The sequence below is a fragment of the Mesorhizobium sp. genome (assembly GCF_004962925.1).
GTDB lineage: Bacteria > Pseudomonadota > Alphaproteobacteria > Rhizobiales > Rhizobiaceae > Mesorhizobium.
Genome location: NZ_SUEO01000057.1, coordinates 2,916 through 29,531, shown reverse-complemented (window position 1 = coordinate 29,531; position 26,616 = coordinate 2,916). Strand labels below are relative to the sequence as shown.

21 protein-coding genes, 1 tRNA gene, 2 pseudogenes and 1 riboswitch are annotated in these 26,616 nt (G+C 62.2%); of the genes and pseudogenes, 13 read left to right on the top strand and 11 right to left on the bottom strand.

What is annotated here, in order from left to right:
• Positions 1–70: 70 nt before the first annotated feature.
• The 5 genes from E5W87_RS14045 (at position 71) to E5W87_RS14025 (ending at position 6,611) form a co-directional block, all read left to right on the top strand.
• Positions 71–166 (top strand) — tRNA-Sec (locus E5W87_RS14045).
• Between the two features lie 792 nt (positions 167–958).
• Positions 959–2,146 carry a magnesium transporter gene (locus E5W87_RS14040; RefSeq protein WP_292398112.1) on the top strand — a complete coding sequence of 396 codons (1,188 nt, stop codon included), beginning with the start codon at positions 959–961 and terminating at the stop codon, positions 2,144–2,146.
• Positions 2,147–2,556: 410 nt separating this feature from the next.
• Positions 2,557–3,831, top strand: a complete 1,275-nt coding sequence (locus E5W87_RS14035; protein ID WP_292398110.1) for a M48 family metallopeptidase — start codon at positions 2,557–2,559, stop codon at positions 3,829–3,831.
• Positions 3,828–4,658 (top strand): FecR domain-containing protein, encoded by an 831-nt coding sequence (locus E5W87_RS14030; protein WP_292398108.1) that lies wholly within the window; start codon positions 3,828–3,830, stop codon positions 4,656–4,658. Before E5W87_RS14035 ends, E5W87_RS14030 begins: the two co-directional genes overlap by 4 nt.
• Before the next feature lie 24 nt (positions 4,659–4,682).
• A complete protein-coding gene (locus E5W87_RS14025; protein ID WP_292398106.1) occupies positions 4,683–6,611 on the top strand; it encodes a CHASE2 domain-containing protein in 1,929 nt (642 codons plus the stop codon).
• 14 nt (positions 6,612–6,625) lie between these two features.
• Here the strand turns inward: E5W87_RS14025 and E5W87_RS36085 are convergent, their stop codons facing one another.
• Positions 6,626–6,790 (bottom strand): hypothetical protein, encoded by a 165-nt coding sequence (locus E5W87_RS36085; RefSeq protein WP_367118827.1) that lies wholly within the window; start codon positions 6,788–6,790, stop codon positions 6,626–6,628.
• On the opposite strand from E5W87_RS36085, the gene E5W87_RS36080 reads away from it, so the two are divergent.
• Entirely contained in the window at positions 6,756–6,926 is a 171-nt protein-coding gene (locus E5W87_RS36080; protein ID WP_367118828.1) for a hypothetical protein, read from the top strand. The genes E5W87_RS36085 and E5W87_RS36080 overlap by 35 nt on opposite strands.
• Positions 6,927–7,168: 242 nt before the next feature.
• On the opposite strand, the gene E5W87_RS14015 is transcribed toward E5W87_RS36080, so the two are convergent.
• Positions 7,169–7,678 (bottom strand): superoxide dismutase family protein, encoded by a 510-nt coding sequence (locus tag E5W87_RS14015; protein WP_292398104.1) that lies wholly within the window; start codon positions 7,676–7,678, stop codon positions 7,169–7,171.
• Between the two features lie 133 nt (positions 7,679–7,811).
• Positions 7,812–8,588 (bottom strand): sulfite exporter TauE/SafE family protein, encoded by a 777-nt coding sequence (locus E5W87_RS14010; protein ID WP_292398102.1) that lies wholly within the window; start codon positions 8,586–8,588, stop codon positions 7,812–7,814.
• Between the two features lie 285 nt (positions 8,589–8,873).
• A riboswitch (TPP riboswitch) is annotated at positions 8,874–8,986 on the top strand.
• A gap of 129 nt (positions 8,987–9,115) precedes the next feature.
• Here E5W87_RS14010 and E5W87_RS14005 point away from each other — a divergent pair.
• From E5W87_RS14005 to E5W87_RS13985, 5 genes and pseudogenes are all read left to right on the top strand, one after another.
• A complete protein-coding gene (locus E5W87_RS14005; RefSeq protein WP_292398100.1) occupies positions 9,116–9,916 on the top strand; it encodes an ABC transporter permease in 801 nt (266 codons plus the stop codon).
• A complete protein-coding gene (locus E5W87_RS14000; protein WP_292398098.1) occupies positions 9,913–10,671 on the top strand; it encodes an ABC transporter ATP-binding protein in 759 nt (252 codons plus the stop codon). The genes E5W87_RS14005 and E5W87_RS14000 overlap by 4 nt, the downstream gene beginning before the upstream one ends.
• Positions 10,668–11,681, top strand: a complete 1,014-nt coding sequence (locus tag E5W87_RS13995) for an ABC transporter substrate-binding protein (RefSeq protein WP_292398096.1) — start codon at positions 10,668–10,670, stop codon at positions 11,679–11,681. The genes E5W87_RS14000 and E5W87_RS13995 overlap by 4 nt, the downstream gene beginning before the upstream one ends.
• Positions 11,608–12,972, top strand: coding sequence for an LLM class flavin-dependent oxidoreductase (locus E5W87_RS13990; protein ID WP_367118826.1), 1,365 nt, complete (start codon positions 11,608–11,610; stop codon positions 12,970–12,972). The genes E5W87_RS13995 and E5W87_RS13990 overlap by 74 nt, the downstream gene beginning before the upstream one ends.
• Positions 12,973–13,151: 179 nt before the next feature.
• Positions 13,152–14,860, top strand: a pseudogene (locus tag E5W87_RS13985) (ABC transporter ATP-binding protein).
• Here E5W87_RS13985 and E5W87_RS13980 read toward each other — a convergent pair.
• Positions 14,830–15,463, bottom strand: a pseudogene (locus E5W87_RS13980) (AI-2E family transporter). The pseudogenes E5W87_RS13985 and E5W87_RS13980 sit on opposite strands and share 31 nt — an antisense overlap.
• Here E5W87_RS13980 and E5W87_RS13975 point away from each other — a divergent pair.
• Entirely contained in the window at positions 15,447–15,956 is a 510-nt protein-coding gene (locus tag E5W87_RS13975) for a hypothetical protein (protein WP_292398094.1), read from the top strand. The pseudogene E5W87_RS13980 and the gene E5W87_RS13975 sit on opposite strands and share 17 nt — an antisense overlap.
• Positions 15,957–16,475: 519 nt before the next feature.
• Complete coding sequence (locus E5W87_RS13970; protein WP_292398092.1) at positions 16,476–17,345, top strand: hypothetical protein; 870 nt, start codon at positions 16,476–16,478, stop codon at positions 17,343–17,345.
• Positions 17,346–17,396: 51 nt separating this feature from the next.
• Here the strand turns inward: E5W87_RS13970 and E5W87_RS13965 are convergent, their stop codons facing one another.
• The 7 genes from E5W87_RS13965 to E5W87_RS13935 form a co-directional block, all read right to left on the bottom strand.
• Positions 17,397–18,908: an aldehyde dehydrogenase family protein gene (locus E5W87_RS13965; protein WP_292398090.1), complete on the bottom strand. Its 1,512-nt coding sequence runs from the start codon at positions 18,906–18,908 to the stop codon at positions 17,397–17,399.
• A gap of 178 nt (positions 18,909–19,086) precedes the next feature.
• Positions 19,087–20,361, bottom strand: a complete 1,275-nt coding sequence (locus tag E5W87_RS13960; RefSeq protein ID WP_292398088.1) for an RNA polymerase sigma factor — start codon at positions 20,359–20,361, stop codon at positions 19,087–19,089.
• On the bottom strand, positions 20,358–20,732 hold the full coding sequence (locus tag E5W87_RS13955; RefSeq protein ID WP_095484111.1) for a YciI family protein: 375 nt from the start codon (positions 20,730–20,732) through the stop codon (positions 20,358–20,360). Before E5W87_RS13955 ends, E5W87_RS13960 begins: the two co-directional genes overlap by 4 nt.
• A 112-nt stretch (positions 20,733–20,844) precedes the next feature.
• Complete coding sequence (locus tag E5W87_RS13950; protein WP_292398085.1) at positions 20,845–21,951, bottom strand: DNA topoisomerase IB; 1,107 nt, start codon at positions 21,949–21,951, stop codon at positions 20,845–20,847.
• Between the two features lie 159 nt (positions 21,952–22,110).
• Positions 22,111–22,995 carry a transglutaminase family protein gene (locus tag E5W87_RS13945; protein WP_292398084.1) on the bottom strand — a complete coding sequence of 295 codons (885 nt, stop codon included), beginning with the start codon at positions 22,993–22,995 and terminating at the stop codon, positions 22,111–22,113.
• A gap of 2 nt (positions 22,996–22,997) precedes the next feature.
• Entirely contained in the window at positions 22,998–25,400 is a 2,403-nt protein-coding gene (locus tag E5W87_RS13940; RefSeq protein WP_292398083.1) for a circularly permuted type 2 ATP-grasp protein, read from the bottom strand.
• Positions 25,401–25,406: 6 nt separating this feature from the next.
• The coding region (locus E5W87_RS13935; RefSeq protein WP_292398080.1) for a transglutaminase family protein at positions 25,407–26,616 on the bottom strand (1,210 nt) is incomplete at its 5' end.

The window sequence follows — 26,616 nt, the reverse complement described above, 5'->3', positions numbered from 1 at the left end:
CGTCAACAGGCATCGACGGGATCTGTTTCGCTCACCGACCGACAATGAGCCGGCAACAGCGGAATCTTCTGGAGGAGCATCGTCCCCGGTGGGGCGTCCGGACTTCAAATCCGCGAGGGGCCGCGAGCCGGTCCTTGGTGGGTTCGACTCCCACTCTCTTCCGCCACTCTCGCAAAGGCGCGATGACGGTGACAACCCGCTTTCTCGTTGAGCTCAAGACAGCGGCCGAGGCCGCCAAGGTCGCCGAAAGCAGCTTCCGGCGGGAGGCCGCAATCCAGATCGCGACGCTCGAACAAGAGCGCGCCTTCGCCTTCAGGCGGCTCAATCTCATGCAGGCGATCGCCGAGGCCATGGCATCGGCAGAGAGCGAGGAGATAGCCGTCGCCAGCGCCTTCGCCACGCTGCGCACGCGACTCGGCTGGAATTCCGACAGCGAGGCGCGTTCGGAGGTGATTGCGCGTTTCGGTCCGGTTGCGTTGGCGATATTCCGGGCTCCGGACGAGGAGGAACCTGCCAACGACATTCCTGAGACCCTGGCGGCTTTCGAGCGTTGGTATGCCGAAACCCGGGGATCGCCGTTCTGGCTCCTGTTCGAGCGTCAGATGCAGGACACGCCCCGCGTCGACTTTTAAGGAGCGCAAGTCCATCCGGGCGCATTATTGACGCTGAGGCAATCAGGATCGCGACCGTTTGGATCCTCTCATTTTCTGAGATACAGCCATAGTGTCGTCGTTGCCGGGATCGCGGTCTCGGCAACACGAAAATTCTCTTGGCGACACGCTGACGTTACAGCCCGCTTGTATGCACCCACGCAATGGCTCAGTTCGGTCTACTCTGCGCTCTGAGAAGGCGAAGATTTCCGGATCGAGGCGCTGGGGCACTGCGCGCCAGGGCAGAGCGGGCGAACCGCTCCCGTCTACACGTTCAGAGGCGGAACATTAGAGGGTTGGGGGCACAGATGAGGCAAGACAACGACGTTGAGAAGTTGGTGCGCACGCTGCGTGCTCGAGCACCTGACGACGCGGCCGAATTGCTTGCCCGAGAGTCTCCCGAGTTCATCCGGGACGTATTGAAGTTGTTGCCGGATAGGCACGCCCGGAAGGTGGCGGAGCATTTGCCATCGCATATGAGGCCTGTCACGCCTTATGGCGACGGCAAGGATATCGCGGTCCCCGGGTCCGTCATCGAGCTGATGGACCCGATCCCCGCCAGCGTTCCTGTCGGAACGACGATAGCCGCCGCGGTCGAGGCCGTCAGGCGCGCGCAGGTGCCGACCGAGTTGACTTACCTCTACATCACGGACGCGGGCGGCAAACTCGTTGGCCTGGTGGTCCTGCGCGATCTGATGCTGAGCGAACCGGCCGCCACGGTCGATCAGATCATGCTGCCGAAACCGTTCGCCCTTCACGTCGATATGCCTTTGGGTGAAGCCTGCAAGGCGGCGGTACGCCGTCACTACCCCGTCTATCCCGTGGTGGACGTGGAGAACCGGCTGCTCGGGCAGGTTCGCGGCTGGCGGCTGTTCGAGCAGCAAATCATCGAGATTTCTGCCCAGTCTGGCCAGATGGTGGGTGTCCAGAAGGAGGAGCGTTCTTTCACGCCGCTGGTTTCAGCCTTCTTGAAACGTCATCCGTGGCTGCAGCTCAACCTGCTGACGGCCTTCATAGCGGCTTTCGTGGTCGGGTCGTTCACAGGCACGATCGAGAAGATCGTCGCCTTGGCGGCGTTCCTCCCGGTGCTGGCCGGGCAGAGCGGAAACACGGGCTGCCAGGCACTGGCCATGACGTTGCGTGGTCTCGCCTTAGGGGATGTGGACAAACGACCGAAGCTGCACCTGGTGCTGAGGGAGGGGGTGCTCGGGATCGCCAACGGCGTGCTCGTCGGTCTCGTGGCGGCCGCGGCCATGTGGTTCTACGCATCGCGGCAACCGGAGTCGGCAGCCCAGGCGCCCATGCTGGCGCTTGTGATCCTGCTCGCAATGTCCGGATCGTGCCTCATGTCCGGGATCTCCGGCGTGCTGATCCCGTTGGGCCTGCGGCGGGTCGGCGCCGATCCGGCCGTGGCTTCCGCGATCTTCCTTACCACGGTTACCGATATTGTAGGCATGGGCCTGATGCTGGGGCTTGCCACTACGCTCGTGCTGTAGTGGCGCACATTTGCGCAGGCCGTCCTGAGAAGCATCGCGCGCCAGCTCTCCGAGCGCTTGCGCAACGCGGCGGAAGACCTTCGGATGAGGTGCATGTGACCCTGATGCGTCAAGCGGCGACCAGATACGTGCAGAATCGCGCAAACAATATTGATCTTGTCGGCTGCGCAATCCACGGCTCATTATGATTTGGCTTAGTTGCCGTTTGTAGCGAATACTTGCTCGAAGTCCAGCAACGCTGAGAAGATGTTTGACCAACCAGCGTAGGCCAAATGCGAAGGAACCCGATAGTTTGTTGCGCAGTTGCAACAGCTACTGAAGACTCGGAGATCTCGTGACAGTTCCGTCGCTTTTTTTCGTGCAGGCGTGCTAGATCCGCTGCACTAGTCGGGTTGGGTGGGGTTCTCGGCATGCATTCCTCGTTTTCAATGATCTTCGGCTTCGCCGCAGCGCTGCTCTGTGCCGGCATATTGCCGGCCGGCGCACAAGGTCTCTATCCGGCCTATGACGATGCGTTTTCGGCCCGCATCGCCAGTCCGGCCGACAATGGAACGCTCGCCCAATTCGTCACGGTTGCGGTCAACGCGGGACAATACGATCAGGCGATCTCCTCAATCGAGCAGTATCTGATCAAATACCCCCGCGATGCGCGCGCCCGGCTTGCGGCCAGCCGGTTGTATTATCATGTGGGGTCCTATGAATTGGCCCGGCGGCAGGTGCAGTACGGCATCGAAGTCGGCGGTCTGACCGCAAGTGAGCAGCAGGAAGCTGTTCGCCTGCTAGCCCGCATCGAGCGCGCGTTGCGTGGCGTCACCTGGGAACTCGCCCTGACCGGTGGCGTATTCAGCGCATTCACCGATTTTGAGCCAGGCGGGACGCAGGACGACGACAGCTTCGTCTCGCCCTACGGGCGGGCCGACGGCTTTGTTCGGTGGGACCTCGGCACGCCAAGTGCTGACGCCCTCGTTCTTTCGGGGTCGTTGACGGCGACAGAGCGTTTTTTCACGGAAGACCTGTCGGTTCCGGGTAGCGAGAAGACTTTTATCCACGGCAACGCAGCGATTACCTGGGACAAGGGGCTGCCCAACAGTGGGATCGATTCGCTCCGCCTGCTGCTTTCCGCGTTTACCGTTACAGATCGTTTCGACAGCGATATCCACGAAACCGGGGTCGGCCTCAGTGGCCGTTTCCTCGTTCGCCCGACGGTCGAGACGACCCTCTTCGCCGGTGGCGGCTACATCGATCTAAGCGCCTCGCAAGGCATTTTCGCCGATAGCAGGGTCTTCTATGAGGCAGGCGGCAGCTACCGCTTCCGCAATGGCCAGGCGCTCGGACTGCGCTTTGTCGGCTCGAATGACTTCGCTTCCGGATCTGGCGAAATCGGCCGCAGCTACACGGGCGAGGTCCGCTATGGCGGCCTGTTGATGAACGTACCGGATTTTTTCGCATGGTCGCACCAGATCGCCTTCTCGGCCGGCCACAGCGACACTCCCGATCTGTCTGTCGGCATCGGCACAAATATCAAGAGCGACTTCTGGCGCATTGCCTCGGAAAGCGATTTTCAGCTGACGGAAGCCCAGAAGATCAGCGTTGATCTCGCCTATCGAGAAACCAACTTCGCCATCGCCAACCGCGACCGAAAATCGTTCGAAATGCTTATGAGCTACACGTTGACGCTCAATTGAAAGAGGCCGCGATGAGGATCCCGTACCATCAGATCGCCATTTTTGTCGCCTGCCTTGCCTTTGCGGCACCTTCCGGAGCTGAAACGGTCGGGTCGATGACGGCCTACCAGACAAACATCGTCCGCAACAACGGCGGGACAATGAACGTCGGCGCGGGCGTCGAACTCGGCGATCAACTGCGCAGCAATCCCACCGGTCTTGGAATGCTGGTGTTCCGGGACGAATCGAGCGCCAAGATTGGTCCGAACACCAGCCTGACGATCGATGAATTCGTCTACAATCCGGGCTCGGCATCTGGAAAGATCGACATCGGGATGAACGGCGGCCTGGCCCGTTTTTATGGCGGCCAGGTTTCCAAAGGCGGCGTCATGCAGGTTGCGACTCCGCATATGGTACTTGGGGCCAGAGGCGGCATCATCGAAGTGCTGGTGGCAGCCGGCCAGACCGTCGGCATACTGCGCTCCGGCCGCATGACCTGCACGATCAATGGCAAACGGCTGGTCATCACAAACCCGGGCTACGCCTGCACGTCGGAAGATGGCAAGCTGCTGACCGGCTACGGCGGTATAGACACCTTCCCGATATTGGACAGCATCGACCGGATAGCCGGCACCGGCCTGCCAGGCGCACCGGGTCCTGGATTGGACGTAAGCGCGATTTGTGCGTCGGCACTCGGCGGCTCGCTCAAAGTCTGCGATTCCACCGACGGCGCATTGCCAGGAGTGGTCATGGAGTTCCCCGACAGCGTCACGCCGCCCGTGGGCGGCGGCGTGGATGATGGTGGGTGCGAGGGTGAAAGTGAGCGTTGCTGCTACTACTGCAACTAAGCCCGGCCGTACGACATGAGCCTCTTGGTCGGTTGGCGCTGGGCTGATTGGCGGCAAGCTGCCAGACGCAAAACATCCGGTCTCATGGTCGTGCTCTTGCTGCTCGCTTGCCATTTGGCTTTCGATGGGCCGCTGTCGCGCCTGCGCGAACGCACGTACGACTTCTACCAGTTTCTCGCCCCACGCCAGGCGACGAGCAATCCTGTCGTGATCGTCTCGATAGACGACGCCAGCCTCAACGCACATGGGCGATGGCCCTGGAACCGTGGCCTTTTGGCCGATCTGGTCGACGGTGTCGCCGAGTCTGGTGCCGCGGTGATCGGGCTTGCGCTGGTACTGCCCGAGGCTGACATCTCTCCTGATGGTATCGCCGGAGACAAGCGCCTCGCGAGCGCACTGGCGAAACATCGAACGGCGCTCGCCGTCAGCCTGGGCAATGAGGCGACCGTATCAGAAGCAGAGCCCAAAGCCGGCTGGTCGATCGTCGGGCAAGTACCCGAGACGCTTCCTGGCTTCACCGGTCTGACAGGCTCGCTTCCGGATTTCTCGAGCGCCGCTGCAGGCCTCGGCGTAATTCGCACTTTGCCCGATCCCGACGGCGTATTACGCCATGTGCCGCTGCTCTGGCTCCGAAACACGGCTCAAGGCGTGCAGCTCTGGCCGTCCTTCGCGCTCGAACTCCTGCGCCTCTACGCCGGAGAGAACGGCTACGTAGCTCGGATGAATGCCGCCGGGTTTGACGCGCTCAGGATAGCCGGCACCATTGTGCCACTCGAGCCGCAGGGCAGCATCCGCCTCTGGGAAACCGACACCAATACGCCGCGCATATCCGCCAGCAATATCCTTTCGGGCCACGGCGATCCGCTGCTGCGGAACGCCATCGCCATTGTTGACCTGTCGGCCGTGGGATTGACCCAGTATCTGCCAACCCCCACGCGTCCGGCGCGACCAGGCGCGGACATCCACGCTGATGCAATCGGCCAGATGCTTGCCGGAAGTTATCTTGTAGAACCGACGCAAGCGCGTACGCTGGAGCGGCTGTGGTTGGTCCTCAGTGGCATCGTTTTCATCGGGCTTTCCGGAGTGCTCGCCGAGCGTGTCGTGCTTAGCGCACTCGCTCTGGCGCTCCTGTCTGCCACGCCCTTCGTGTTCGGCGCTCTCGAATACAGCCTGCAGGGTGCACTCTATGACCCACTGCAGCCGGCGCTTGCGACGATCCTCGTAGCCGGCTTCGAAGGCTATGTCCTCTACAGGCGCAGCGAGCAGCGCCGGTCCACCCTGGCCCGGCAGTTTTCGCAATTTCTGTCGCCCTCCGTGGTGCAACGCCTCGCAAATTCGGATACCGAAGCGATCCTGTCCGGAGAGAAGCGCGAGATCACAATCCTGCTGAGTGATATACGCGGCTTCACGACGATGAGCGAACAACTCGGTGCCCAAGAAATCGGAAAGGTGGTCAATCACTTTCTCGGCCTTGCGACCGATGAGATACTCAAGCGCGACGGGACAATCGACAAGTTCATGGGCGATGCCGTGCTAGCCTTCTGGAACGCGCCGCTTGATCAGCCAGATCATCGCGAGCGCGCGCTCGAGGCGGGGCTTGCCCTGATCGAACGGGTGAAGCGCGAAAATGCCGGTTTCGCCGCGCGTGGGCATCCCTCCATCGAAATCGGCGTCGCCATCGAGACTGGCATCTGCTCCGTAGGAAATTTCGGCTCCGAACGGCGATTCGATTACACCGCGATCGGCTCGCCGGTGAACCGCGCGGCACGGCTCGAGTCAACGACCAAAAAGCTGAGGATCCCTCTGGTGCTTGGTCCCGGATTTGCGCAGGGAGCATCAATGCCGGTTGTGCAGGCGGGTGTGTTTGAACTGCAAGGCTTCAAGGGCGAGGTGTCGATTTTCACCGTTCCGGAGATATACCCCTCGTCGCGATCTGCCGAGGAAGTCGTATGATGTTTGGCACCGGCTCAACTCGCTACCTCATTGGCAGCCGGCGAGCGAAAGCCAAGGGCGGCGGAAATCCGATGGGCGGCCCGGGCTACCATGTCGCCCAGTTCGCTTATGCGTTCTTCCGTCACCAGGTTTTCCGGGGCAGCGATGTTCAGCGCCGCGATTATCTTCCCCGGTGCCACGAAAACCGGTGCGGTGATCGGCGCCGTTCGGGCCCAGGATGGCGAAAATCATGCCGCGCGGCACATCGAGATCGACACCATCGACGGCGCGCAGCTTGCCGGACGTCTTGACCAGGCCGCGGGCGGAAATGGCTGACTGGGCAAGATCCGGGGAGGGCAAGCCCCTAGGAGAAGTTTCGTTCATGCAATCATCCGGCAGTCGCAAAATGAAGGCCAACTTCGGCGCGATGGCTGCGTTGTCAATTCCTCTGCAGACACGAGCTTACCGTCTGGCTTGTCCTCATGCCACAGGTTCCGACCACCCCTACCTGGCCGCCGAGGCTGAAGAGCCGGTCAGATCATATGTCGGGCGGATCTCCACCCATCTCGGGGTTTTTCTCATTCGATCACGGCGCAGGCCTGACGATTTCCGGCATCGCCGGCAGGCTGGCTTTTGTAGTCGTCCTGCCCGCCATGGATCATCAATGCCTTGCCTCGTATCGCCGTTTCCCCACCATCCAGCTTGACCACGCTGTTGAAAGCCTGGGCACGCAAAACGCCGTCGGCACCGACCCGCTGATTTGGCATGTCGCCCGCGTGCGGGCCTTTTCCACTGAGATACCCATGTTCGGCATTCGTTGGATTGAAGTGCCCACCTGCCGAGTCATGGCCGGTCTGATGGTCGCACTTTCCGGTTTCATGAACATGGAACGCGACCCATTCACCCGCCGGCAGTCCTGTTATCTCCAACGCTATCAGCACACCCTGCACCGTCTCGGTCAGCGTGGCCGTTCCGTTCTTCTCGCCAGCCATGTTGACGAATTCAGCTTTCGCGGTCGCGGTGTCCTGAGCCGCTGCAGGCATCGCGACCGCCAGCGCCAATCCTGTTGTTGCAACCAAATTTTTCATCGATTCGTCCTCCGGTTGTCCAAGGAAGCCAAACAACAAAGGGGTTGCTTCGTTCCATTTGGGAATTGAGTTTTTGTCTCCGGCATGGCCACCAAGGAGGCGACGCCGACAACCTCTTCGATGTGTCCTGAGTTTACACCAATTCGAAGAGTTCCGCGGTTTGCCAACCTGCCAGCAGTATGATGAGAATACCAACGAGCCTGAGAAGCGTCTTTTCTGCGATTGACTTCACTACCAATCCAGCCATCGGCGCTGCGACCACGCCACCAAGGATCAAGCCGGCAACGGGGAGTAGATTTTCCGTTAGCTCCCCTGCCTCCTCCCAATGGCCCGTTATTAACGCAAACAAGAAGGTCAGGGACACCGAGAACGTGATGAGGAACTCGCTGGCATTCACCGTGCCAATAACGTAGCGCGGCGTCCCGCCAAAACCGAGAAGCCCCGTCGTCACGATGGGGCCCCACCCGCCACCGCCTGCGGCATCGAGAAATCCACCACCAAGTCCAAGGGGCGGTACCGCGCCTGCAGGGACCGGATTGCTTGGGATCCGTCGAAATGAACGGAACAGGAGCCAAGCTCCGACAAGCGCAAGGTATGTGGTCACATATGGCTTCATGATGGCTCCCTCGAACGAGGTGAGCACAAAAGCGCCGAGAACGCCGCCGAGAACGCCAAATGGCATCAACCGCCAGAAAAGCTTCCAGTCTATGTTGCGGTGATAGAGGTGAGCCGAACCTGAGGCCGCAGTGGTAAACAGCTCAGCCGCGTGAACTGAAGCCGAAGCGTGTGCAGGAGACACGCCAAACCCCAGTAGCGTTGTCGAGGAAATCACGCCGTAGGCCATGCCGAGAGCCCCGTCCACGGCTTGAGCGACAAACCCCACGAACGCAAAAAGAAGGAATTCTTGCATTTGGCTCTCCAATAAAGCGCGGGTCGTAATTGGCGATAGAGAAACTCGCTGCCTACAACCTATGCAATTATATCTTCACGCTTTCACAATTCACCAAACGCGCGGCATCGATAATGGTGACGACGAACGGAAAACGATCCGCTCGACCGACGCCTTTCCCAATCCCGACAGGATGCCGGTTTCTGTTTTGCTCAAATGTCCCTGCTGGAACCGAAACCTCCTCTGACCTGAGGTTTTACGGGTTGGGCGCAGACTTGCAGCTCCCCTCTTTATCTGTTTAATTGCCGCCATCCACAGGGGTGCTCCGTATCGTCGGGGCTGAGAGATGGGCTGCAAGCCCGTAAACCCTAGAGCTGATCTGGATAATACCAGCGGAGCGAGGCGGGCGATGTTTTCTGGCGCACAGATTTTTCTTTTTCCGATGTCCGGCGATTTCGTGGGCCCGCTCGAGGGCCATGTCACGATCGACCTCACGGTCTCGGCCAATAGCCCGACCCCGCGCTGATCTTTCGCGCCGGAGGTCTCGCATGTCCCAGTCTTTCTCGGCCGCGCCGCGAATCGTAGTCTTGTTCGCCAAGGTAGGACCGGCCTTGCTATCGGTCGGCACGCTGGTTTTGGCTTGGGAGCTCTATGCGCGCATCTCGGGCATCTCGCCCACCACGCTGCCCGCGCCGTCACGAGTCCTCGCCCAAGCCATCCAGCAGCGCCAGGCGCTGTTCGACAACACCGTGCCGACCATCAGCGCCACATTGGCGGGTTTCGCCTGCTCGCTGGCCGTTGCCTTCATCCTTTCGGTGCTGATCGACTTCTTCAAGCCGCTGCGCCGCGCCCTATTCCCGGTGTTCATCACCAGCCAGACCCTGCCGCTGGTGGCGATCGCCCCACTGGTTGTTCTCTGGTTCGGCTTCGGGCTGACGCCGAAGATCATGCTGGTCGCGCTCGTGACTTTCTTTCCCATGCTGGTCGCGTTGGTGCAGGGTTATGAATCGACGGATCGGGACATCTCGGCGCTTCTGAGTTCGATGGGCGCTTCCCGCATGCGCATTTTCGTGCTGGCCCGCCTGCCCTCCTCGCTGCCCTATTTCTTCGCCGGCCTGCGCATCTCGATCACCTATGCCGTGGTCGGCGCCATCTTCGCGGAATATGCCGGCGCGGCCAAAGGGCTTGGCATCTACATGCTCAACGCCAAGAACAATTTCCGGCCCGATCTCGTGCTCGCGGCCGTGCTGGTCAGCGCGTTGCTCACGCTGGCCCTGTTTGCCGCTACGGTGCTGATCCAGCGCGCCGCCATGCCATGGGAGCGGCTCGATGCCGCACGAAAATCATGAGCAGGCGGCTGGAATTGCGCCAAGTCAGCAAGAGTATTGGCGATGTCGACGTGCTTGCCGGCATCACCGTGCACGCCGAGCCGGGCGAATTCGTTTCAATCCTCGGCCCCTCCGGAGCCGGCAAATCTACGATCTTCAGATTGCTGACGGGCGGTCTCGAAGGCCACGACGGCGGCATCGACTTCGACGGGCGACCACTGGCCGACGCGCGCCGACCATTTGCCTTCATGCCGCAGCACGACGCCCTGATGCCCTGGCGCACGGTTATCGACAACACCGCGCTCGGTCTGGAAGTGCAGGGCATGTCCCGCAAGGCGGCGCGCGACAAGGTGGCGCCGCTCTTCGGCGAATTCGGCCTTGCGGGCTTCGAGCAAAAGTATCCGGCGCAGCTCTCGGGCGGAATGCGCCAGCGCGCCGCGCTGTTGCGTACCGTCGTGCAGGACCGTGCCATGCTGTTGCTCGACGAACCGTTCGGCGCACTCGACGCCCTCACGCGCACCGGCATGCAGCGCTGGCTTCAGACGATGTGGGACCGACACCGCTGGACCGTCCTGCTGATCACCCACGATGTCCGCGAGGCGGTCTTCCTGTCCGACCGCATCTATGTGCTGAGCGGCCGCCCTGCCCGCGTGCTGCGCGAAGTCGCCATATCTCTTCCGCGCCCGCGCAAGGATCTTGCCTCGCCGGAAGCCAGCGCCATTGAAGCCGACATCCTCGATACCCTTCTCGATCCACAGCCCGCCCAAAGGACATGACCATGCTTTCAAGACGCCTCTTCATCGCTGCCGCATTGATCACCGGGCTCGGACCCGTCACATCCGTCTCCGCCCAGCAGACTGTCACCGTCGCGCTAGACTGGACGCCGAACACAAACCATGTTGGGCTCTATGTTGCCCAGGCGAAAGGCTTCTACGCCGAGGCCGGGCTCGACGTGCAAATCCTGCCCTACACCGACACTGCGGCCGGTACGCTGATCGCCAACCGCGTGGCTGATTTCGGCATACTGGGATCCATAGGATTGTTCACCCAACGCACGGCCGGCGCCGACCTCGTCGCCACCTACGCCATCATGCAGACGGAAACCGGCAGGCTGGTGTTCAATGCCGACCGCGCCGATATACAGTCCCCCAAGGACCTGGACGGTCTGACCTATGGCGGTTTCGGCAGCGCCTGGGAGAATGCGCTGATCGGCACAATCATCCGCCATGACGGCGGCGAGGGCAAATTCGAAACGGTGACGCTGGGCACCTCCGCCTATGAGGCCTTGGCCAATGGCGCAGTCGATTTTACGCTCGAAGTCTACACTTGGGAGGGGATCAAAGCGGAACTTGACGGCAAGGCCCAGCGCGCCTTCCGCTACGCGGATTTCGGCGTGCCCGACCAACACACCAATTTCATTGGCTCGAGCCGGGCCTACCTCGAAAAGAACAAGGACACGGCAACCGCGTTCATCGCCGCGACCAGGCGCGGCTACGCCTTCGCCGTCGAACATCCGCAAGAAGCGGCTGATATGCTGATCGCAGCAAACAGCGACGTGCTGACCGACCGCCCGTTGATCGAAGCATCGCTGAAGGCTCTGGTCGACGGCCACTACCTGCAAAGCCCCACCGGCGCGATCGGCACGATCGATCCCGCAAAGATGGAGGCTATCGGCGACTACCTGTTCAAGGCCGGGGCCCTGCGCGACGGCGATGGGAACCCGGTCAGTGAACGACCCGATTTCGCGGCCTATTACACCAACGCCTATGTGGCCGGCGAAAAATGAGCCCGCCGCGGCGCATGCATCTCAATGCCGTGATCTTGGCCTCGGCAGTCACGAGGCCGGTTGGCGCATGCCCGAAAGCGACCCGCTTGCCTCAACCAGCCTCGACTACTGGGTCGACATCGCTCGCCGCGCGGAGGCTGCCGATTTCGACGCTTTGTTCCTCGGCGACGTACTGGCCTTGCAAAGCGGCGCTGATCGGCATCTTTCCGACGCCATGGATCCACTGGTGATCCTGTCGGCGCTCGCCGCCGTCACCAGCAGGATCGGACTGATCGGAACTGCGTCGACCAGCTTCGATCACCCTTTCCACCTCGCCCGGCGCTTCGCCTCTCTCGACCACATCAGCAAAGGCCGTGCGGGCTGGAACATCGTCACCTCGTCCAACGTGCTCGAGGCCCGTAATTTCGGACTGGAAGCCATGCCGGAGCATGACGGACGCTACGCCCACGCAAACGACGTGGTCGACGCAGCCATAGCGCTCTGGCAAAGTTGGGCTCCCGATGCGAGGAGGCCGGACAAAGCCGCCGGGCGATACTTCGATCCCGACAAAGTGCGGTCGGTCGATCACGCCGGTCCGTTCGTGCGTACCGCAGGCCCGCTCAACGTGCCGCGATCGCCCCAAGGTCGGCCGCTGCTGGCGCAGGCCGGCTCGTCGGAAGCTGGCCGCGCCTTCGCCGCCCGTTACGCCGACATCGTATTCACCGTCCAGGCGACGCTGACGGAAGCGCAGGACTTCTATCGCGATATCAAATCAAGAGCGGCCGCCGTCGGGCGCGATCCGGACACGATCCTGGTCTTTCCGGGGATCGTGCCGATCGTCGCTCATACCAGGCAAGCAGCCGAAGAGCGGCTAGCCGAACTGAGCGGCTCTACCGTGACCGACCACGTCCTTGCCAAGCTCGGCGAGTTCCTCGGCGAGAATCTAACCGATGCCGATCTGGACGCGCCGCTGCCGCCCCTGTCGAGCGCACAGCCGAACCAGTCCAGCCAGAGCCGGGTCGGCGTGCTGGTCGGAATCGCAAGGCGGGACAGGTTGACACTGGGCCAATTGCTCATGCGGCTCGCAGCCGGCCGCGGTCATCTGCTTGCCGTTGGAAATGGCCGCGACATCGCCGACACGATGCAGCAATGGTTCGAGGGCAAAGCGGCTGACGGCTTCAATGTCATGGCGCCCGTCATGCCCGCCGACCTGCAAAGTTTCGTCGACGACGTTATGCCTTTGCTGGAGCGTTCGGATGTTTTCGGCGCCGGGCGTACCCTTCGCCAGCGATACGGTCTTCCGAAGCTTTAGGGTCCAGAGTCCAGATCCAATCCCGTTCGTCCGATCAGAGCGCCGTAAGCCGTCAGGCGCTGCTTTGCCTGCGCGAACAGGTCATCACCGTCCCGCCCTCTCGAGAATGCCGGAATTGACACCCTCGCACAGGCATGCTCCTGGCAATCCAGACCTTCGAACCAGAAAAAGCGGTTCCAATGCTTCTTAGATTTTTCTCCTACTACCGCCCCTGGAAGGGTCTGTTCATCCTGGATTTCTGCTGTGCGGTTCTGTCTGGCATGCTGGAGCTCGGGTTCCCGATGCGGTCAAGGTGTTCGTCGACGAACTGCTGCCGAGCCAGCAGTGGCTGCTGATCCTTGCTGCGTCGGCTGGCCTGCTTGCCATCTATGTGTCGAACACCGGGCTGATGGCGGTCGTGGTTTACTGGGGTCATATGCTCGGCATCAACATCGAGACCGAGATGCGCCGGAAGAGCTTCGATCACCTGCAGAAGCTCTCGTTCCGCTTCTATGACAACCACAAGACCGGCCACCTCATCGCCCGCGTCACCAAGGACCTGGAGGAAATCGGCGAGGTCGCCCATCATGGTCCCGAAGACCTGTTCATCGCGATCATGACCTTCCTCGGCGCCTTCGCACTGATGTTCCTGGTCAATCCGCAGCTTGCACTGATCACCGCGGCAATTGTGCCGCTGGTCGCCTGGGTGACAAGCCGCTATGGCGCGCGCATGACGCGCAACTGGCAGGCGCTTTACGGGCGGGTCGGCGATTTCAATGTTCGCATCGAGGAGAATGTCGGCGGCATGCGGGTGGTGCAGGCTTTTGCCAATGAAGACCACGAGCGCAATCTTTTCGCGCGTGACAATGCCAGCTACCGCAAGACCAAGCTCGATGCCTACCGTATCATGGCCGCCAGCACGTCGCTGAGCTACATGAGCATGCGGCTGATCCAACTCGTGGTAATGATCGCCGGAAGCTACCTCGTGCTGCGTGGCGAACTTTCCAGTGGCGGTTTCATTGGCTTCCTGCTCCTTGTCAATGTGTTCTTCCGGCCGATCGACAAGATCAATTCTGTGATTGAAACCTATCCGAAAGGCATCGCCGGATTCCGCCGCTATGCGGCTCTCCTCGACACCGAGCCCGACATCGCGGATCGGCCTGGCGCGGTTGATGCACCAACACTCCGAGGTGAGATCAGCTACCGGGATGTCACCTTCGGCTATAGCGGCGAACGGGCGGTTTTGAAGAACATCGATCTTGACATAACAGCGGGACAGACCATCGCCTTCGTCGGGCCGTCAGGCGCCGGCAAGACGACCCTGTGCTCACTGCTGCCGCGTTTTTACGAGGTCGACAGCGGCGCCATCACAATCGACGGTTTGGATATCCGCGACATGACGCTGGCATCGTTGCGCGGCCAGATCGGAATCGTGCAGCAGGACGTGTTCCTGTTTGGCGGTACGATCCGCGAGAACATCGCCTACGGCCGGCTGGACGCGGTCGAAAGCGAGATCGTCGAGGCCGCGCGCCGCGCGCGCCTCCACGAACTCATCGCTTCCCTGCCGGAAGGCCTCGATACGATCATTGGCGAGCGTGGCGTAAAACTGTCGGGCGGTCAGAAGCAGCGCCTGGCAATCGCGCGTATGTTCCTGAAGAACCCGACAATCCTCATCCTGGACGAGGCGACGTCGGCACTCGACACGCAGACCGAGCGGGAGATCCAGCAGTCGCTGGCGGAGCTTGCGCGGGGCCGAACGACACTGGTGATCGCGCATCGGCTGGCGACGATCCGCAATGCCGATCGCATCGTGGTGGTCGCCGAAACGGGCATCGTCGAACAAGGTCCGCATGATGAACTGGTTGCGCGTGGCGGTGCTTACTCACGACTGGGCGCCGGTTCTGACTGACGTGATGGCTCCGCGTCGCGCTTTGGCCCCGGTTCCGCTTCGGGTTGGTCGTTCAATCGTCTCTTGAGGATGTCAATGAGGCTGATGGTGACCGCGATCACTGCAGGGCCGAGGACGAGCCCGGATGCTCCAAAGAGGACGATGCCACCGACCGCGCCGATAAAGGCCACCACCGTGTGGAGCCGCAGCCGGCTCCCGACAAGCATCGGATAGAGCAGATTGTCGATGCCGGCGACGATGACGCCGCCCCAGATGGTCAGTATCGCCGCGCTCGCCCAAGCCCCTTCCAGCGCGAGATAGATCGCTGCCGGCACCCAGATCACGAATGCGCCGAGCACTGGCACAAAAGACCGGAGTGGGCAGGCCGAGCCACCAGAACATCAAGCCGCCCAGCGTTCCCTGCACAGCGGCGACAAACACGGTGCCTATCAGGATCGCATGTACCGTCTCGGCAAGGCGGGACAGTATGTATGCCGTCTCCGGTGCACGCAGGGGCGAGAGACCCTCGATCCCCCGCAGAGCGGGTTCGCGGTCCCGCAGAAAATAGAACAGCAGATAGAACGTCAGCACGAACATCACGGCCTGATTGATCGAGCCGCGCAACAGCGATGTGCTTTGTCCCGTCAGCCATTGTACAAATGCGGACCGTACCGGCCGGATCGAGTTGGTTCTCAATCCAACGGGCAACGGCCGAAAGCGTGGGATAGTCCGACATGAAGCCAACAGCGTTCCAACCCCTGATGACCTCCTCCAGATAGGTAGCGCCGTTTACCGCCTCGCGGACAAGCTGCTGTGCAACGAAGATGAGCGGCAGGCCGACGGCAACCGCCGCGACGCTCACCGATACCAGTGCAGCCAGGTTTTGATTCCTGAGCCTTTCCTCGACCCGCCGATGAGCCGGATACAGGATGATTGCCAACACCAGCGCCGAGGTCAATGCGGGCAAAAAAGGCAACGCCAAGAGATAGCAGACATACAGACCGATCGCCGTAGCGGCCACGATGCCGAGCAATCTCATCTGTTTCATATCGGGCATTTGTTTCAGGTCGGGCATCTCGCCGTCTCGCAAACCAGGCGAGCCTACTGGATTTCCTGACAAATTGGCAGCTATCGTTGCCGTGCCCCTATGCCTAGGCCGCTGTCGAGCGTGGCAAAAATGGTTAGCCGGTTGGGCGTCCATGCGTTAGCGCCGCGGCCGGCTTGGTCGTGGATGGTCTGACCGCGGCGGTTCTACAGCTCGCTCGCGGTCGCGCAGTTTCACAGGGGCAATAGAAAAAAGGCCGGACTGTTAAAGTCCGGCCAAGCATGAAGGTTCAAAACCTCCAGAGGGGAACGCGCCGGACGCAATGGGAGGAAAACATCCGACGCAGTCCGTATATGGGTCGGCACAGGTGACGTTTCAACGACATATTGTGGGCCACGTCAGCCGCTCCATAGAGCCACCAGAGCGGATTAAAAAATGCTCACGGCCCGTGTTTCAGTTTTAGCGTGACAGCCATAACGGTTGGCAACTTTTTGCGCGATATGGCAGTTATCCGCCAGCCTCTGGACATGACCGCGAAGGTTGAAACTGTGATGATATTCACTGTTGAAGGCTTGATTGGGCTCGGCGAGGATGGCGCTAAACTTGGAAGATATTGCCTGCCGTCCGGCATTTCGTCGGTCAGTTCGGGCTCAGTCGCAGATGCTGCTCCAGGCCTACGAAGCCAACCCGCGGCTCGCTTCCGTGTTCGCTACGCAGCAGCGCTGGCTGATGGCTCACATCGGTCTTGCCTTGCACTTCCGACGGCAACCACATGACGATCGCACCGGACTGACGACCACACGTTTCATCGACATGATACACCGCCGTTCGGTGGCCAGCCACAACACCGCCGACGCTTTCATCAAGGAGATGCTGCACTACAATTTCATTCGTGATCTGTCGACAAATAGGGACAGAAGGATTCGCCCCTTGCAGCCGGCTGCGACCACTCTGGAAACACTCGCCGGCTGGGTCTTTGCCCACCTGAGAACGTTGGACAGTCTCGACGACGGAAGTCGACTGACTACATTCGCCGCGAGACCGGACGCACTTGCCATATTGCAGCCGCTGGTGGCGGACGGCCTGCTTTCGTCCCACGCCGTGCGCGAGCCTAAACAGACCTTTTCCTTGTTCACCTGGCTTAACACTGGCGGCGTCGTTATGGATTGGCTGATGTCCGGCGTCGATCCCGACCATGCCGGCCTCGACCGAATTCCGACCGGCATCGTCTCGATCGGAGACTTCGCAAACTGGCTCAAGCTTTCCCGGACCCATCTTTCACGCAAATTGCGCGACGCCGAAAACCTCGGCAGCATCGGCTGGCTGGGTCAGCGGGGCCATTCGGTAATGTGGGTGTCGAACCATTTCTATCAGGAATACATGACCGCCCAGGCCGTGAAACTCGCGATCATCGATATGGCCTTCCAGAATTGCTTTCACAATCCAGGAGCCCCGGAATAGAGGGCAACACGGCGATCGTGGCGGCTATAGCGACCGCCACGACTGGCGTTCTCAGTCGATGTCGAAGGACACGCCTTGGGCGAGCGGCAGCGCTTTGGAATAGTTCACCGTATTGGTGGCACGCCGCATGTAGGCCTTCCAGGCATCTGACCCGGATTCACGACCGCCGCCGGTCTCCTTTTCGCCACCGAAGGCACCACCGATCTCGGCCCCTGAGGTGCCTATGTTGACGTTGGCGATACCGCAGTCCGAACCGTCGACGCCGAGGAAGCGCTCGGATTCTTGCAGGTCGCGGGTGAAGATCGACGAGGAAAGCCCCGCTCCGACCGCATTGTGCTCGTCGAGCACGGCGTCGAAATCCGAGTACTTCATCACATAGAGGATCGGCGCGAAGGTCTCTTCGGTTACCGGTGAGACCTGCTTGGGCATTTCGACCAGTGCAGGATGCACATAATAGGCGTCGGGATGGCCGTTCTCCACCCGCGTGCCGCCGGTCACCTTGCCGCCATGCGAGGCCGCCTCCTGCAACGCCTTCTGCATGGCATCGTATGCCGCCTTGTCGATCAACGGTCCGACCAGCGCTGATGTCTCCAGCGGATTGCCGACCGAGACGCTTTCATAGGCCTTCTTCAGGCGCGGAACCAAGGCATCATAAACGCTCTCATGCACGAACAGGCGCCTGAGCGTCGTGCAGCGCTGGCCGGCCGTGCCCATGGCGCCGAAGGCGATGGCGCGTAAGGCCATGTCGAGATCTGCCGTCGGGCAGACGATGCCGGCATTGTTACCGCCGAGCTCCAGCACGGCGCGGGCAAAGCGCTTCGCCAGGCGCGGACCGACATCCTTGCCCATACGGGTCGAGCCCGTGGCCGAAACCAGCGGCACCCTCGGATGGTCGACCAGAATTTCGCCGACGGCGCGATCGCCGATCAGCACTGACGTCAGGCCTTCCGGAGCATCACCGAAACGCTCTGCCGCGCGCTTGAAGATCGCCTCGCAGGCGAGCGCCGTCAGCGGCGTCTTCTCCGACGGCTTCCACACCACCGCGTCGCCGCATACCAGCGCGAGCGCGGCGTTCCACGACCACACCGCGACCGGGAAATTGAAAGCGGAGATGACGCCAACGACACCCAGCGGATGCCAGGTTTCCATCATGCGATGACCGGGGCGCTCGGTGGCGATGGTCAAGCCGTAGAGTTGGCGCGACAGGCCGACGGCGAAATCGCAGATGTCGATCATCTCCTGCACTTCGCCAAGGCCTTCGGACGGGATCTTGCCAACTTCGATCGACACCAGCCGGCCAAGCTCGGCCTTGTGCGCGCGCAGTTCCTCGCCAAGCAGCCGCACCAGTTCGCCGCGCTTCGGCCCCGGCACCAGACGCCACGCCTGGAAGGCCATATGGGCCTTGTCGATGGTCTTTGCCGCATCGGCCGGCGAGATCGTCTTCAGCGCGGCAATCTGCTCGCCAGTCACCGGGCTGCGCACGATAAGATCGCCGCCCGAAAGGACGTCCCCAGCGACGCCCAGTTTCGCCAATAGCCCGGCTGTTTCCTTCGCAATCGTCATTCTCTGTCCCTTTCAGATCCCGTCGCTCATATGGCGACGGCCAAAGCCTTGTGCCATGCCGTCCCTGTGCCGATCGGCACATCAGGCGCTGTCATGGCGTGGCATTACTCGTTTCAGGGGAAAATCGCCACCCCGGCATGGTCTAACCCAAGGTCGGACCGTTGAACCAGCGAGTCGTTCAGCGCGCTGTCTGCGCGGTTCCCCGCGCGGCGCCTTCCCTCATCAGCCGGTCGATATGCATGCGGATATGGGCGGCCTCAGCGGCCGTGTTGGCAAGCGCGATAGCGCGGTCGAAGGCGATGCGCGCCTCCTCGCCGCGACCAAGCTGCATCAGCAGGCCGCCCTTGAGGCCGAAGAAATGGAAATAGCCGGAAAGCCTCTGTTCCAGCGGCTCGATCATGGCAAGTGCAGCTTCTGGCCCGCGTACCTTGGCTACCGCGACAGCGCGATTGAGCGTCACCACCGGCGATGGCTGCATCTGTTCGAGCAGGCTGTAGAGCAGGTCGATCTCGTTCCAATCCGTGTCCTCGGGCTTTGCCGCCCGCGCATGCAGGGCGGCGACCGCCGCCTGCACCTGGTAGGGACCAGGCTTCTGGTGGCGCAGCGCTTTGTCGACCAGCGCCAGCCCCTCGTCGATCATCTTGCGGCTCCACAGGCTGCGATCCTGGTCTTCGAGCAGCACGATCTCGCCGTTCTCGTCGAAACGCGCCGGCGAACGCGCATGCTGGAGAAGCAAGAGCGCCGTCAGGCCCATGATCTCCGGCTCGGTCTGGAACAGCCTGAGCAGCAGCCTGGCCAGCCGGATCGCCTCTTCGCAGAGCGGCGCGCGGGCCGGCGCTTCGCCGCTGTTGGTCGAATAGCCTTCGTTGAAGATCAGGTAGACCATGGCAGCGACAGCGGCGAGCCGTTCGGATCGCTCAACCGCACCGGGCGTCTCGAACGGCACGCCCGCATCGGCGATGCGCGCCTTGGCACGGGTGATACGCTGCTCCATCGCGCTTTCACCGACGAGGAAAGCGCGGGCGATCTGCTTGACGGTCAGGCCGGAGACGATGCGCAACGCCACGGCGATCTGCTGCGTCGCCGGCAGGTCGGGATGACAGCAGATGAACAGCAGCCGCAATATGTCGTCGCGGTAATGCGCGCCGTCCAGCCGTTCGGCGATGTCGGTCTCGGCATCTTCCAGATCGGAGATCTGGTCCTCTTCCGGCAGCGGCGCCTGCTTGGCACGCTTGCGGACCGCGTCGATGCCGCTGTTGCGGCCAACGAAGATCAGCCAGGCTGCCGGATCGCGCGGCGGGCCGTTTGTCGGCCAGTTCTTCAGAGCTCTCAGGCAAGCGTCCTGGAAGGCTTCCTCCGCCGCATCGAGATCGCGGAAGTAGCGCAGCAGCGCACCCATCGCCTGAGGGCGGGCGGTGCTGATCGCCGTGCTGATCCAGGTAAGGTCGGTCATGCGGAAACCTTGGCGGGATTGAAGAGCGAAACCGGCCGTATCTCGTAAGAGCCGCCGCTCGGGTTGACCTCGGAAAGTTCGCGCGCAAAGTCGACGGCCTCGTCGAGATCGGCGCATTCGAGCGTGTAGAAGCCGAGGAACTGTTCCTTGGTTTCCGCAAATGGTCCGTCTATGACGACCGCTTCGCCCTTGACCTTTCTCAGCGTTGTCGCCGCGGTCGTCGGCAGCAGCCGCGCCACCGGGCCAAGCCGGCCCGCCTGAGCGTATTTTTCCTGCACGCCCAGGAGTTTTTCCATGACAGCGTCATCTTGCTCCTTGCTCCAGGAGCAGACGACGTCTTCGGAGGCATAGCAGAGGATGGCGTAAAGCATGGGTCGTCCTTTTCTCTGTCAAAGGACGAAACACTAGGACCTATCCCGACATGACGTCGACAAAAAATTACGTCCTGCACGGATCACGAAAGCCTGCGGCTGTTTTGTCGGTTCAGCTTTCCTGCGCCTTCAGCCATCTCAGCACGAGAGCCTCTTCGTCATCAAGGCCAGGTATCGATCGTTTCCGCTTGTTCGCATCCGCCATTTCGCTGAGCAGTCGTCCTTCGGACCAGGCTTCGAAAACTTGCGGGTGGATGTAGCATTTGCGGCAGATGGCGCGCGTGTTGCCCAGCCGCTCGGCGACCTTATCGATGAGGCCGTTCATCACCCGCTTCTGTTGTGCCTGGCTTTCGGGTCGTTCGGTTTGCGCAAACAGTGACGCAGCATGGATACTACCGCCCCAGGTTCGGAAGTGCTTGGAGCTGAAATCGGCCCCTGCCGTCTCCCTGATGTAGCGGTTGACGTCATCGGAGCGGATCGGTCGCCTGCTTCCGTCCTCGTCGAGATATTGGAACAGCTTCTGGCCCGGCAGGTCCTGCGCCCCGCGCACGATCCTGGCAATCCGGCGATCGACGAGCTTCAGCTTCCATTCCTTGCCGGACTTGCCTTTGAAAGCGAAACGCAGGCTCGAGCCATTGATGTCGACATGGCGGTCGCGCAGCGTGGTCAGCCCAAAGCTGTTGTTGTCGCGAGCATAGGCGGCATTGCCGACGCGGATCATCGTGTTGTCGAGCAGCCAGACCACAGCGGCGACGACCCGCTCCAGTGGCAGGCCGTGGCGGCGAAGGTCGGCATCGATCTGGCGTCGCAGCTCAGGCAGGCTTTCTGCAAAGGCAACCAGGCTCGAATATTTGACGCCGTCGCGCTCCTCCGCCCACAGCGCATGGTAGCGATATTGCTTGCGTCCGCGCTGGTCCCGGCCTGTCGCCTGGATGTGTCCGCTGGCATCCGGCGCTATCCACACGTCCGTCCACGCCGGTGGAATGGCGAGCGCCTTGATGCGGGCCAAAGTGTCCTCGTCGACGCCCTGCCCGTCAGGTCCTTTGTATGAAAATCCCTTGCCAACCCTCAGACGGCGGATACCGGGCTCGGTATCGGTGACGTAGGCCAGCGAGGCACGATCGGCCGAGGCTTGTGACCCATTTTTCGGCGCCCCATTTTTTGGTGCAACCTCCTTGGCAGCCAATCGGCCAGACGGCGACCCGGATTTATCCAGCATGTCCTCTCCGCGAGAAATTTTCCCGTAGATAAGCGCAGGAACGGCGGCTGGTTCCGCCAATGGCTTTCAGAATGATGTCGGGCTCACCGCGTGTGCGTTCGAGGAGCCGTCGTCTGTCCACGCTCGGTGCCTACAAATCGAGTGTGGCCTCGCTTGCCGTCATGCCTTTTCCAGCACGACCGGAATGACGTCGACTGCCTGCTCGCCGACCTGTCCGCCCGTCGTCTTCAGGACGCCGACGATCGGCGCTACGTCCGAATAGTCGCGGCCATGGCCCACAGTGATATGGTCGTTGCTTGCCCGCATGCCGTTGGTCGGATCGAATTCCTGCCATCCGGTGTCGCGCCCACACCACACCTTGACCCACGCATGCATGGCGTCGGCCCCTTCGAGCCGCGGTTTTCCACGCGGCGGAATGGTGCGCAGGAACCCACTGACATAGCCGGCGGGAATACCGAGACCGCGCAGGCCGGCGATCATGATATGCGAAAAATCCTGGCAGACGCCCCGCCTCAGGTCGAAGGCATCGCTCGCCCGGGTCTGCACCGTCGTCGCCTCGCCATCATAGGTGAAATCGCGATGAATGCGGTTGCACAGGTCCATGGCGGTGCTGACGACAGAACCGCCGGCACTGTCGCGAGCGTACCCCGTGATCGCCGCGTCGACGCCTGCATGGTCGCTGGCTGCCAGAAAGTGATGCGGTGTATCAGGCGACAGCGATCGCACCGCCTCGAGTTCCTCGCGCAGCCGGCGAATGTCGGGCGACACATCAAGCCCGGGTTCCGGCCGCGAAACCGCAACACGCGCGCTCATCCTGATGTCGAGCGCATCATGGGCATCGCGAAAGGCGATCGACGCGACATTGTTGCCAAAGAAATCGGAAAAGTCGGAGCGTTCGCTCGGCGCCGGCGCGAAGGACAGCGAAGCGGCGATCACGCGCTGCACGCCCGATATCGTCGGCGGCAGCACGCGCACCTGATGGCGGCCGCCGCCCGCCGCCGCATCGTAATCGTAACGCAGATTGAGCCTGATGTCGTAGAGCATGCTCACCCGAAATAGGCTTTGGCGAGGCTGTTGTAGAGGCCGCCGATTTCGTTGGCGAGATCGTCCAGGGCCTTCGCCGTCATGTCCGAGGGTTCCTTGATGGCGATCGCCGTGTTGAGTTGCAGGATCTCTTTCGCCGCCGGCGACATATGCCCCTCACCGACAGCAGGCAACAGCGCGATTTCGGCCTTCAGCCGCTCTAGCTGGAACAGAATGGAGCGCGGATTGAGCGGATCAAGCACCAGTAGATCGATCACCGTGCGCCAGCCGGCCTGCACCGGATACTGCCGCCGGTGGGTCATAACGCTGTCGCCTATCTCCAGCATCATGTCGAGCGCACCATCCGGCGCCGCAGCCCTGGTCAATCGGGCGAGCGTGCGGGCGATCTGGATGCCGCGTTCCAACCGCCGGCCGATCTCCAGGAAGCGCCAGCCGGTGAAGCGGTACATATTCTCATGCAGCAGGCCCGAAAACCCGGCGAGCTTGCGCAGGATGACCGTCATCGCCCGCGTCGCATCATCGCCCGGCGCTACCGTTGTCGCGAATTGATGAATGGTCTTCGACAGATCCTTCAGCGCCAGCCAGCCATCAGGCGAGAAGCGGTCGCGGATCTGTCCGGCGCTGTAGACAGCGCTATCCAGCGTGCCGATCAGCCCCGGCGGGATCGCCGTCGCGACGTCGATGCCGAACGGTTCGAGATAGTCTCTGATATCGGCAAGCAGCGGCATATCCGGGTCGGAGGCCTCGGCCAGCCGCACGTGATAGGCGCGCAGGATGCGCACCGTGTCTTCCGATCGCTCGATATAGCGGCCGAGCCATGTCAGGTTTTCCGCCGCGCGGCTGGGCAGGCTGCCCGGCAAGGTGCGGGTGAAGCTGTCGTGTTCCTGCGGCAGCAGCGTCTCGCGCTCCACCGGTCTGTCGCTGACCACCCACACATCCGCCGCCTGGCCACCGCGCTGCATGGCGATTGCCGTCGGATCGAGCGAAAAGCCGACGCGGGCAAAACCGCCGGGCATCACTGTCCAGCCTTCCGGCGTTCGCGCCAGATAGACGCGCAGGCTTGCCGGCCGCGGCTCCAGCCAACCGCCGACATAGACCGGCGTGGTCGAAAGCGTCACCGCTTCCTGTCCGACGAAGTCGCCGCCGTCCTGTTCGATCCGGGCTATCAGTTCGGCCCGCTCCCCGGCAACCAGCGCCGAGCCCAGCCTGGTGCAATCGTCGTCCTCGAACGCAAGCCGCGTCGACAGCGCCGGACCGATGACCATGCGGTCGAGGTTAGCCAGCACATGGTCACGTTCCGTGTCCCGCCCGCACCACCATGTTGCGACGCTCGGCAGCAGAAGCTCCTCGCCCCGCAATTCGCGCGAAATCTTCGGCAAGAAGGCGAGCAGCGCCCGCGTTTCCATCAGGCCGGAGCCGAGCGCATTGACTGCTGAAACGGCTCCCCGGCGGATCGCCTCGACCAGCCCTGGCGTGCCGATCTGCGACTCCGGCCGCAACTCGAGCGGATCGGCGAAGGCGGCGTCGAGCCGTCGCCAGAGCACGCTGACCGGCATCAGCCCCGATACCGTGCGCACCATAAGCCGGCCGCCGGAGACAGTCAGATCCTCGCCTTCGAGCAGCATGATGCCGAGATAGCGGGCGATATAGGCATGCTCGTAATAGGTTTCGTTGAGCGGCCCCGGCGTCAGGATGGCAACACGGCCGCCTGATACCTTGGCCATGCCGTTCAGCGCGTCGCGAAAGCGACGGAAGAAGCCGGCAAGGCGGTGCACATGCATCTCGCCATAGATGTCGGACAGCGCGCGCGTGGTGGCGACGCGGTTTTCCAGCGCGAAGCCGGCACCCGACGGCGCCTGCGTGCGGTCGCCGAGCACCCACCAGCGGCCATCCGGTCCACGGCCGAGCTCGAACGCGCAAAAATGCAGGAAATGGCCGCTGGCCGGCCTGGTGCCGACGACCGGCCGCAAATATTCCGGGCTGGCCGCGATCAGCCCGGCCGGCAGGATGCCCTTCTCGATCAAGCGGTTCGGCCCGTAGATATCGGCGATCGTTTCCTCGAACAGCTCGGCCCGCTGGACCAGGCCGGCACTGATCGCGGCCCATTCCTGCTCCTCGATCAGCAGGGGCACATGCGCCAGCGGCCATTCGCGCTCATTGGCGCCGGCCTTGTCGTAGACGCGGTAATAGACGCCGGCGTCGCGCAGATACTGGTCGGCGCGAGCGAAGCGCTGGGCGAGCTTTTCGGGCCCCAGCTCTTCCAGTGCCTCGATGAAGTCTTTCCAGACCGGACGGGGATTGCCCGAGGCATCGACCATCTCGTCGACGACACCGTCGATCGGCTGGTAGTGCTCAAGCAGATTATGCGGCCTGCCGCGTATTTTTTTGTGATTCCCCTTTGCCATGGCTGATCAGAGTCTTGCAGGCCGCCGCAGGTCAAGGGTCATCGGGAAATCATCAGAGACTTGTTCGTCGCGCAGCACGTAGCCGGACGGCGTATGGCCGCGCGGCTCGAAGCGGGCGAGCCGCCGCGCCTCCGCTTCGTTGCCGTTGACCGGGAAGGTGTCGTAGCTGCGCCCGCCGGGATGCGCGACATGATAGACGCAGCCGCCGACCGCCCGGCCCGACCACCGATCGTAGATGTCGAAGACCAGTGGCGTGTTGACCGGCAGCGCTGGATGCAGGCCCGATGCCGGCTGCCATGCCTTGAACCGGACGCCCGCCACCGCGATCTCTCTGGTGTCGGTCACCTTCATCGGCACGATACGGCCGTTGCAGACGACGGCATGACGCTCCGGGTTGAGCCCTTCCGTCTTCACCTGCAGCCGCTCGACCGAAGAATCGACAAAGCGCACAGTTCCGCCGATGGCGCCCTGCTCGCCCATGACATGCCACGGCTCCAGCGCTTGCCGCAGCTCCAGCTTGATGCCGGCATGCTGGACCTCGCCGCAGAACGGAAAGCGGAATTCGAGCTGCGCGTCGAACCATTCGCGGCGAAACTCAAAGCCGTTCAGCTTGAGGTCGTCCAGCACGTCGAGGAAGTCAGCCCAGACATAGTGCGGCAGCATGAACCGATCATGCAGCGACGTGCCCCAACGCACGAAGCGGCCATCGAGCGGGTTCTTCCAGGCGCGGGCGATGATGGCGCGCACCAGCAATTGCTGCGCGAGGCTCATCCGCGCATTGGGCGGCATCTCGAAGCCGCGGAATTCGACCAGCCCTAGCCGGCCGGTCGGTCCATCCGGCGAAAACAGCTTGTCGATGCAGATTTCCGAACGGTGGGTGTTCCCCGTTACGTCGGTCAGAAGGTTGCGGAACAGCCGGTCGACCAGCCACGGCAGCGGCGCATTGCCGTTGTCCGGATATGGCACCTGCGCCATGGCGATCTCGAGTTCATAGAGCGAATCGTGGCGCGCCTCGTCGAAGCGCGGCGCCTGGCTGGTCGGGCCGATGAACAGGCCCGAAAACAGGTAGGACAGCGATGGATGGCGCTGCCATTGCAGGACGAGACTTTTCAGCAGGTCGGGGCGGCGCAGGAACGGACTGTCGTTGGGCGTCGCGCCACCGACGACGACATGGTTGCCGCCGCCAGTGCCGGTGTGGCGGCCGTCGATCATGAAT

Bases quoted from the DNA above. Each gene is read 5' to 3' on its own strand.
- E5W87_RS36080 (WP_367118828.1), top strand. From the start codon at position 6,756: ATGTTCAGCGCCGCGATTATCTTCCCCGGTGCCACGAAAACCGGTGCG.
- E5W87_RS14000 (WP_292398098.1), top strand. From the start codon at position 9,913: ATGAGCAGGCGGCTGGAATTGCGCCAAGTCAGCAAGAGTATTGGCGAT.
- E5W87_RS14005 (WP_292398100.1), top strand. From the start codon at position 9,116: ATGTCCCAGTCTTTCTCGGCCGCGCCGCGAATCGTAGTCTTGTTCGCC.
- E5W87_RS14040 (WP_292398112.1), top strand. From the start codon at position 959: ATGAGGCAAGACAACGACGTTGAGAAGTTGGTGCGCACGCTGCGTGCT.
- E5W87_RS13955 (WP_095484111.1), bottom strand. From the start codon at position 20,732: ATGCTTTACGCCATCCTCTGCTATGCCTCCGAAGACGTCGTCTGCTCC.
- E5W87_RS13940 (WP_292398083.1), bottom strand. From the start codon at position 25,400: ATGGCAAAGGGGAATCACAAAAAAATACGCGGCAGGCCGCATAATCTG.
- E5W87_RS13970 (WP_292398092.1), top strand. From the start codon at position 16,476: ATGGCGCTAAACTTGGAAGATATTGCCTGCCGTCCGGCATTTCGTCGG.
- E5W87_RS14010 (WP_292398102.1), bottom strand. From the start codon at position 8,588: ATGCAAGAATTCCTTCTTTTTGCGTTCGTGGGGTTTGTCGCTCAAGCC.
- E5W87_RS13960 (WP_292398088.1), bottom strand. From the start codon at position 20,361: ATGACCGACCTTACCTGGATCAGCACGGCGATCAGCACCGCCCGCCCT.
- E5W87_RS13950 (WP_292398085.1), bottom strand. From the start codon at position 21,951: ATGCTGGATAAATCCGGGTCGCCGTCTGGCCGATTGGCTGCCAAGGAG.
- E5W87_RS13995 (WP_292398096.1), top strand. From the start codon at position 10,668: ATGACCATGCTTTCAAGACGCCTCTTCATCGCTGCCGCATTGATCACC.
- E5W87_RS14015 (WP_292398104.1), bottom strand. From the start codon at position 7,678: ATGAAAAATTTGGTTGCAACAACAGGATTGGCGCTGGCGGTCGCGATG.
- E5W87_RS13945 (WP_292398084.1), bottom strand. From the start codon at position 22,995: ATGCTCTACGACATCAGGCTCAATCTGCGTTACGATTACGATGCGGCG.
- E5W87_RS13965 (WP_292398090.1), bottom strand. From the start codon at position 18,908: ATGACGATTGCGAAGGAAACAGCCGGGCTATTGGCGAAACTGGGCGTC.
- E5W87_RS13990 (WP_367118826.1), top strand. From the start codon at position 11,608: ATGGGAACCCGGTCAGTGAACGACCCGATTTCGCGGCCTATTACACCA.
- E5W87_RS14035 (WP_292398110.1), top strand. From the start codon at position 2,557: ATGCATTCCTCGTTTTCAATGATCTTCGGCTTCGCCGCAGCGCTGCTC.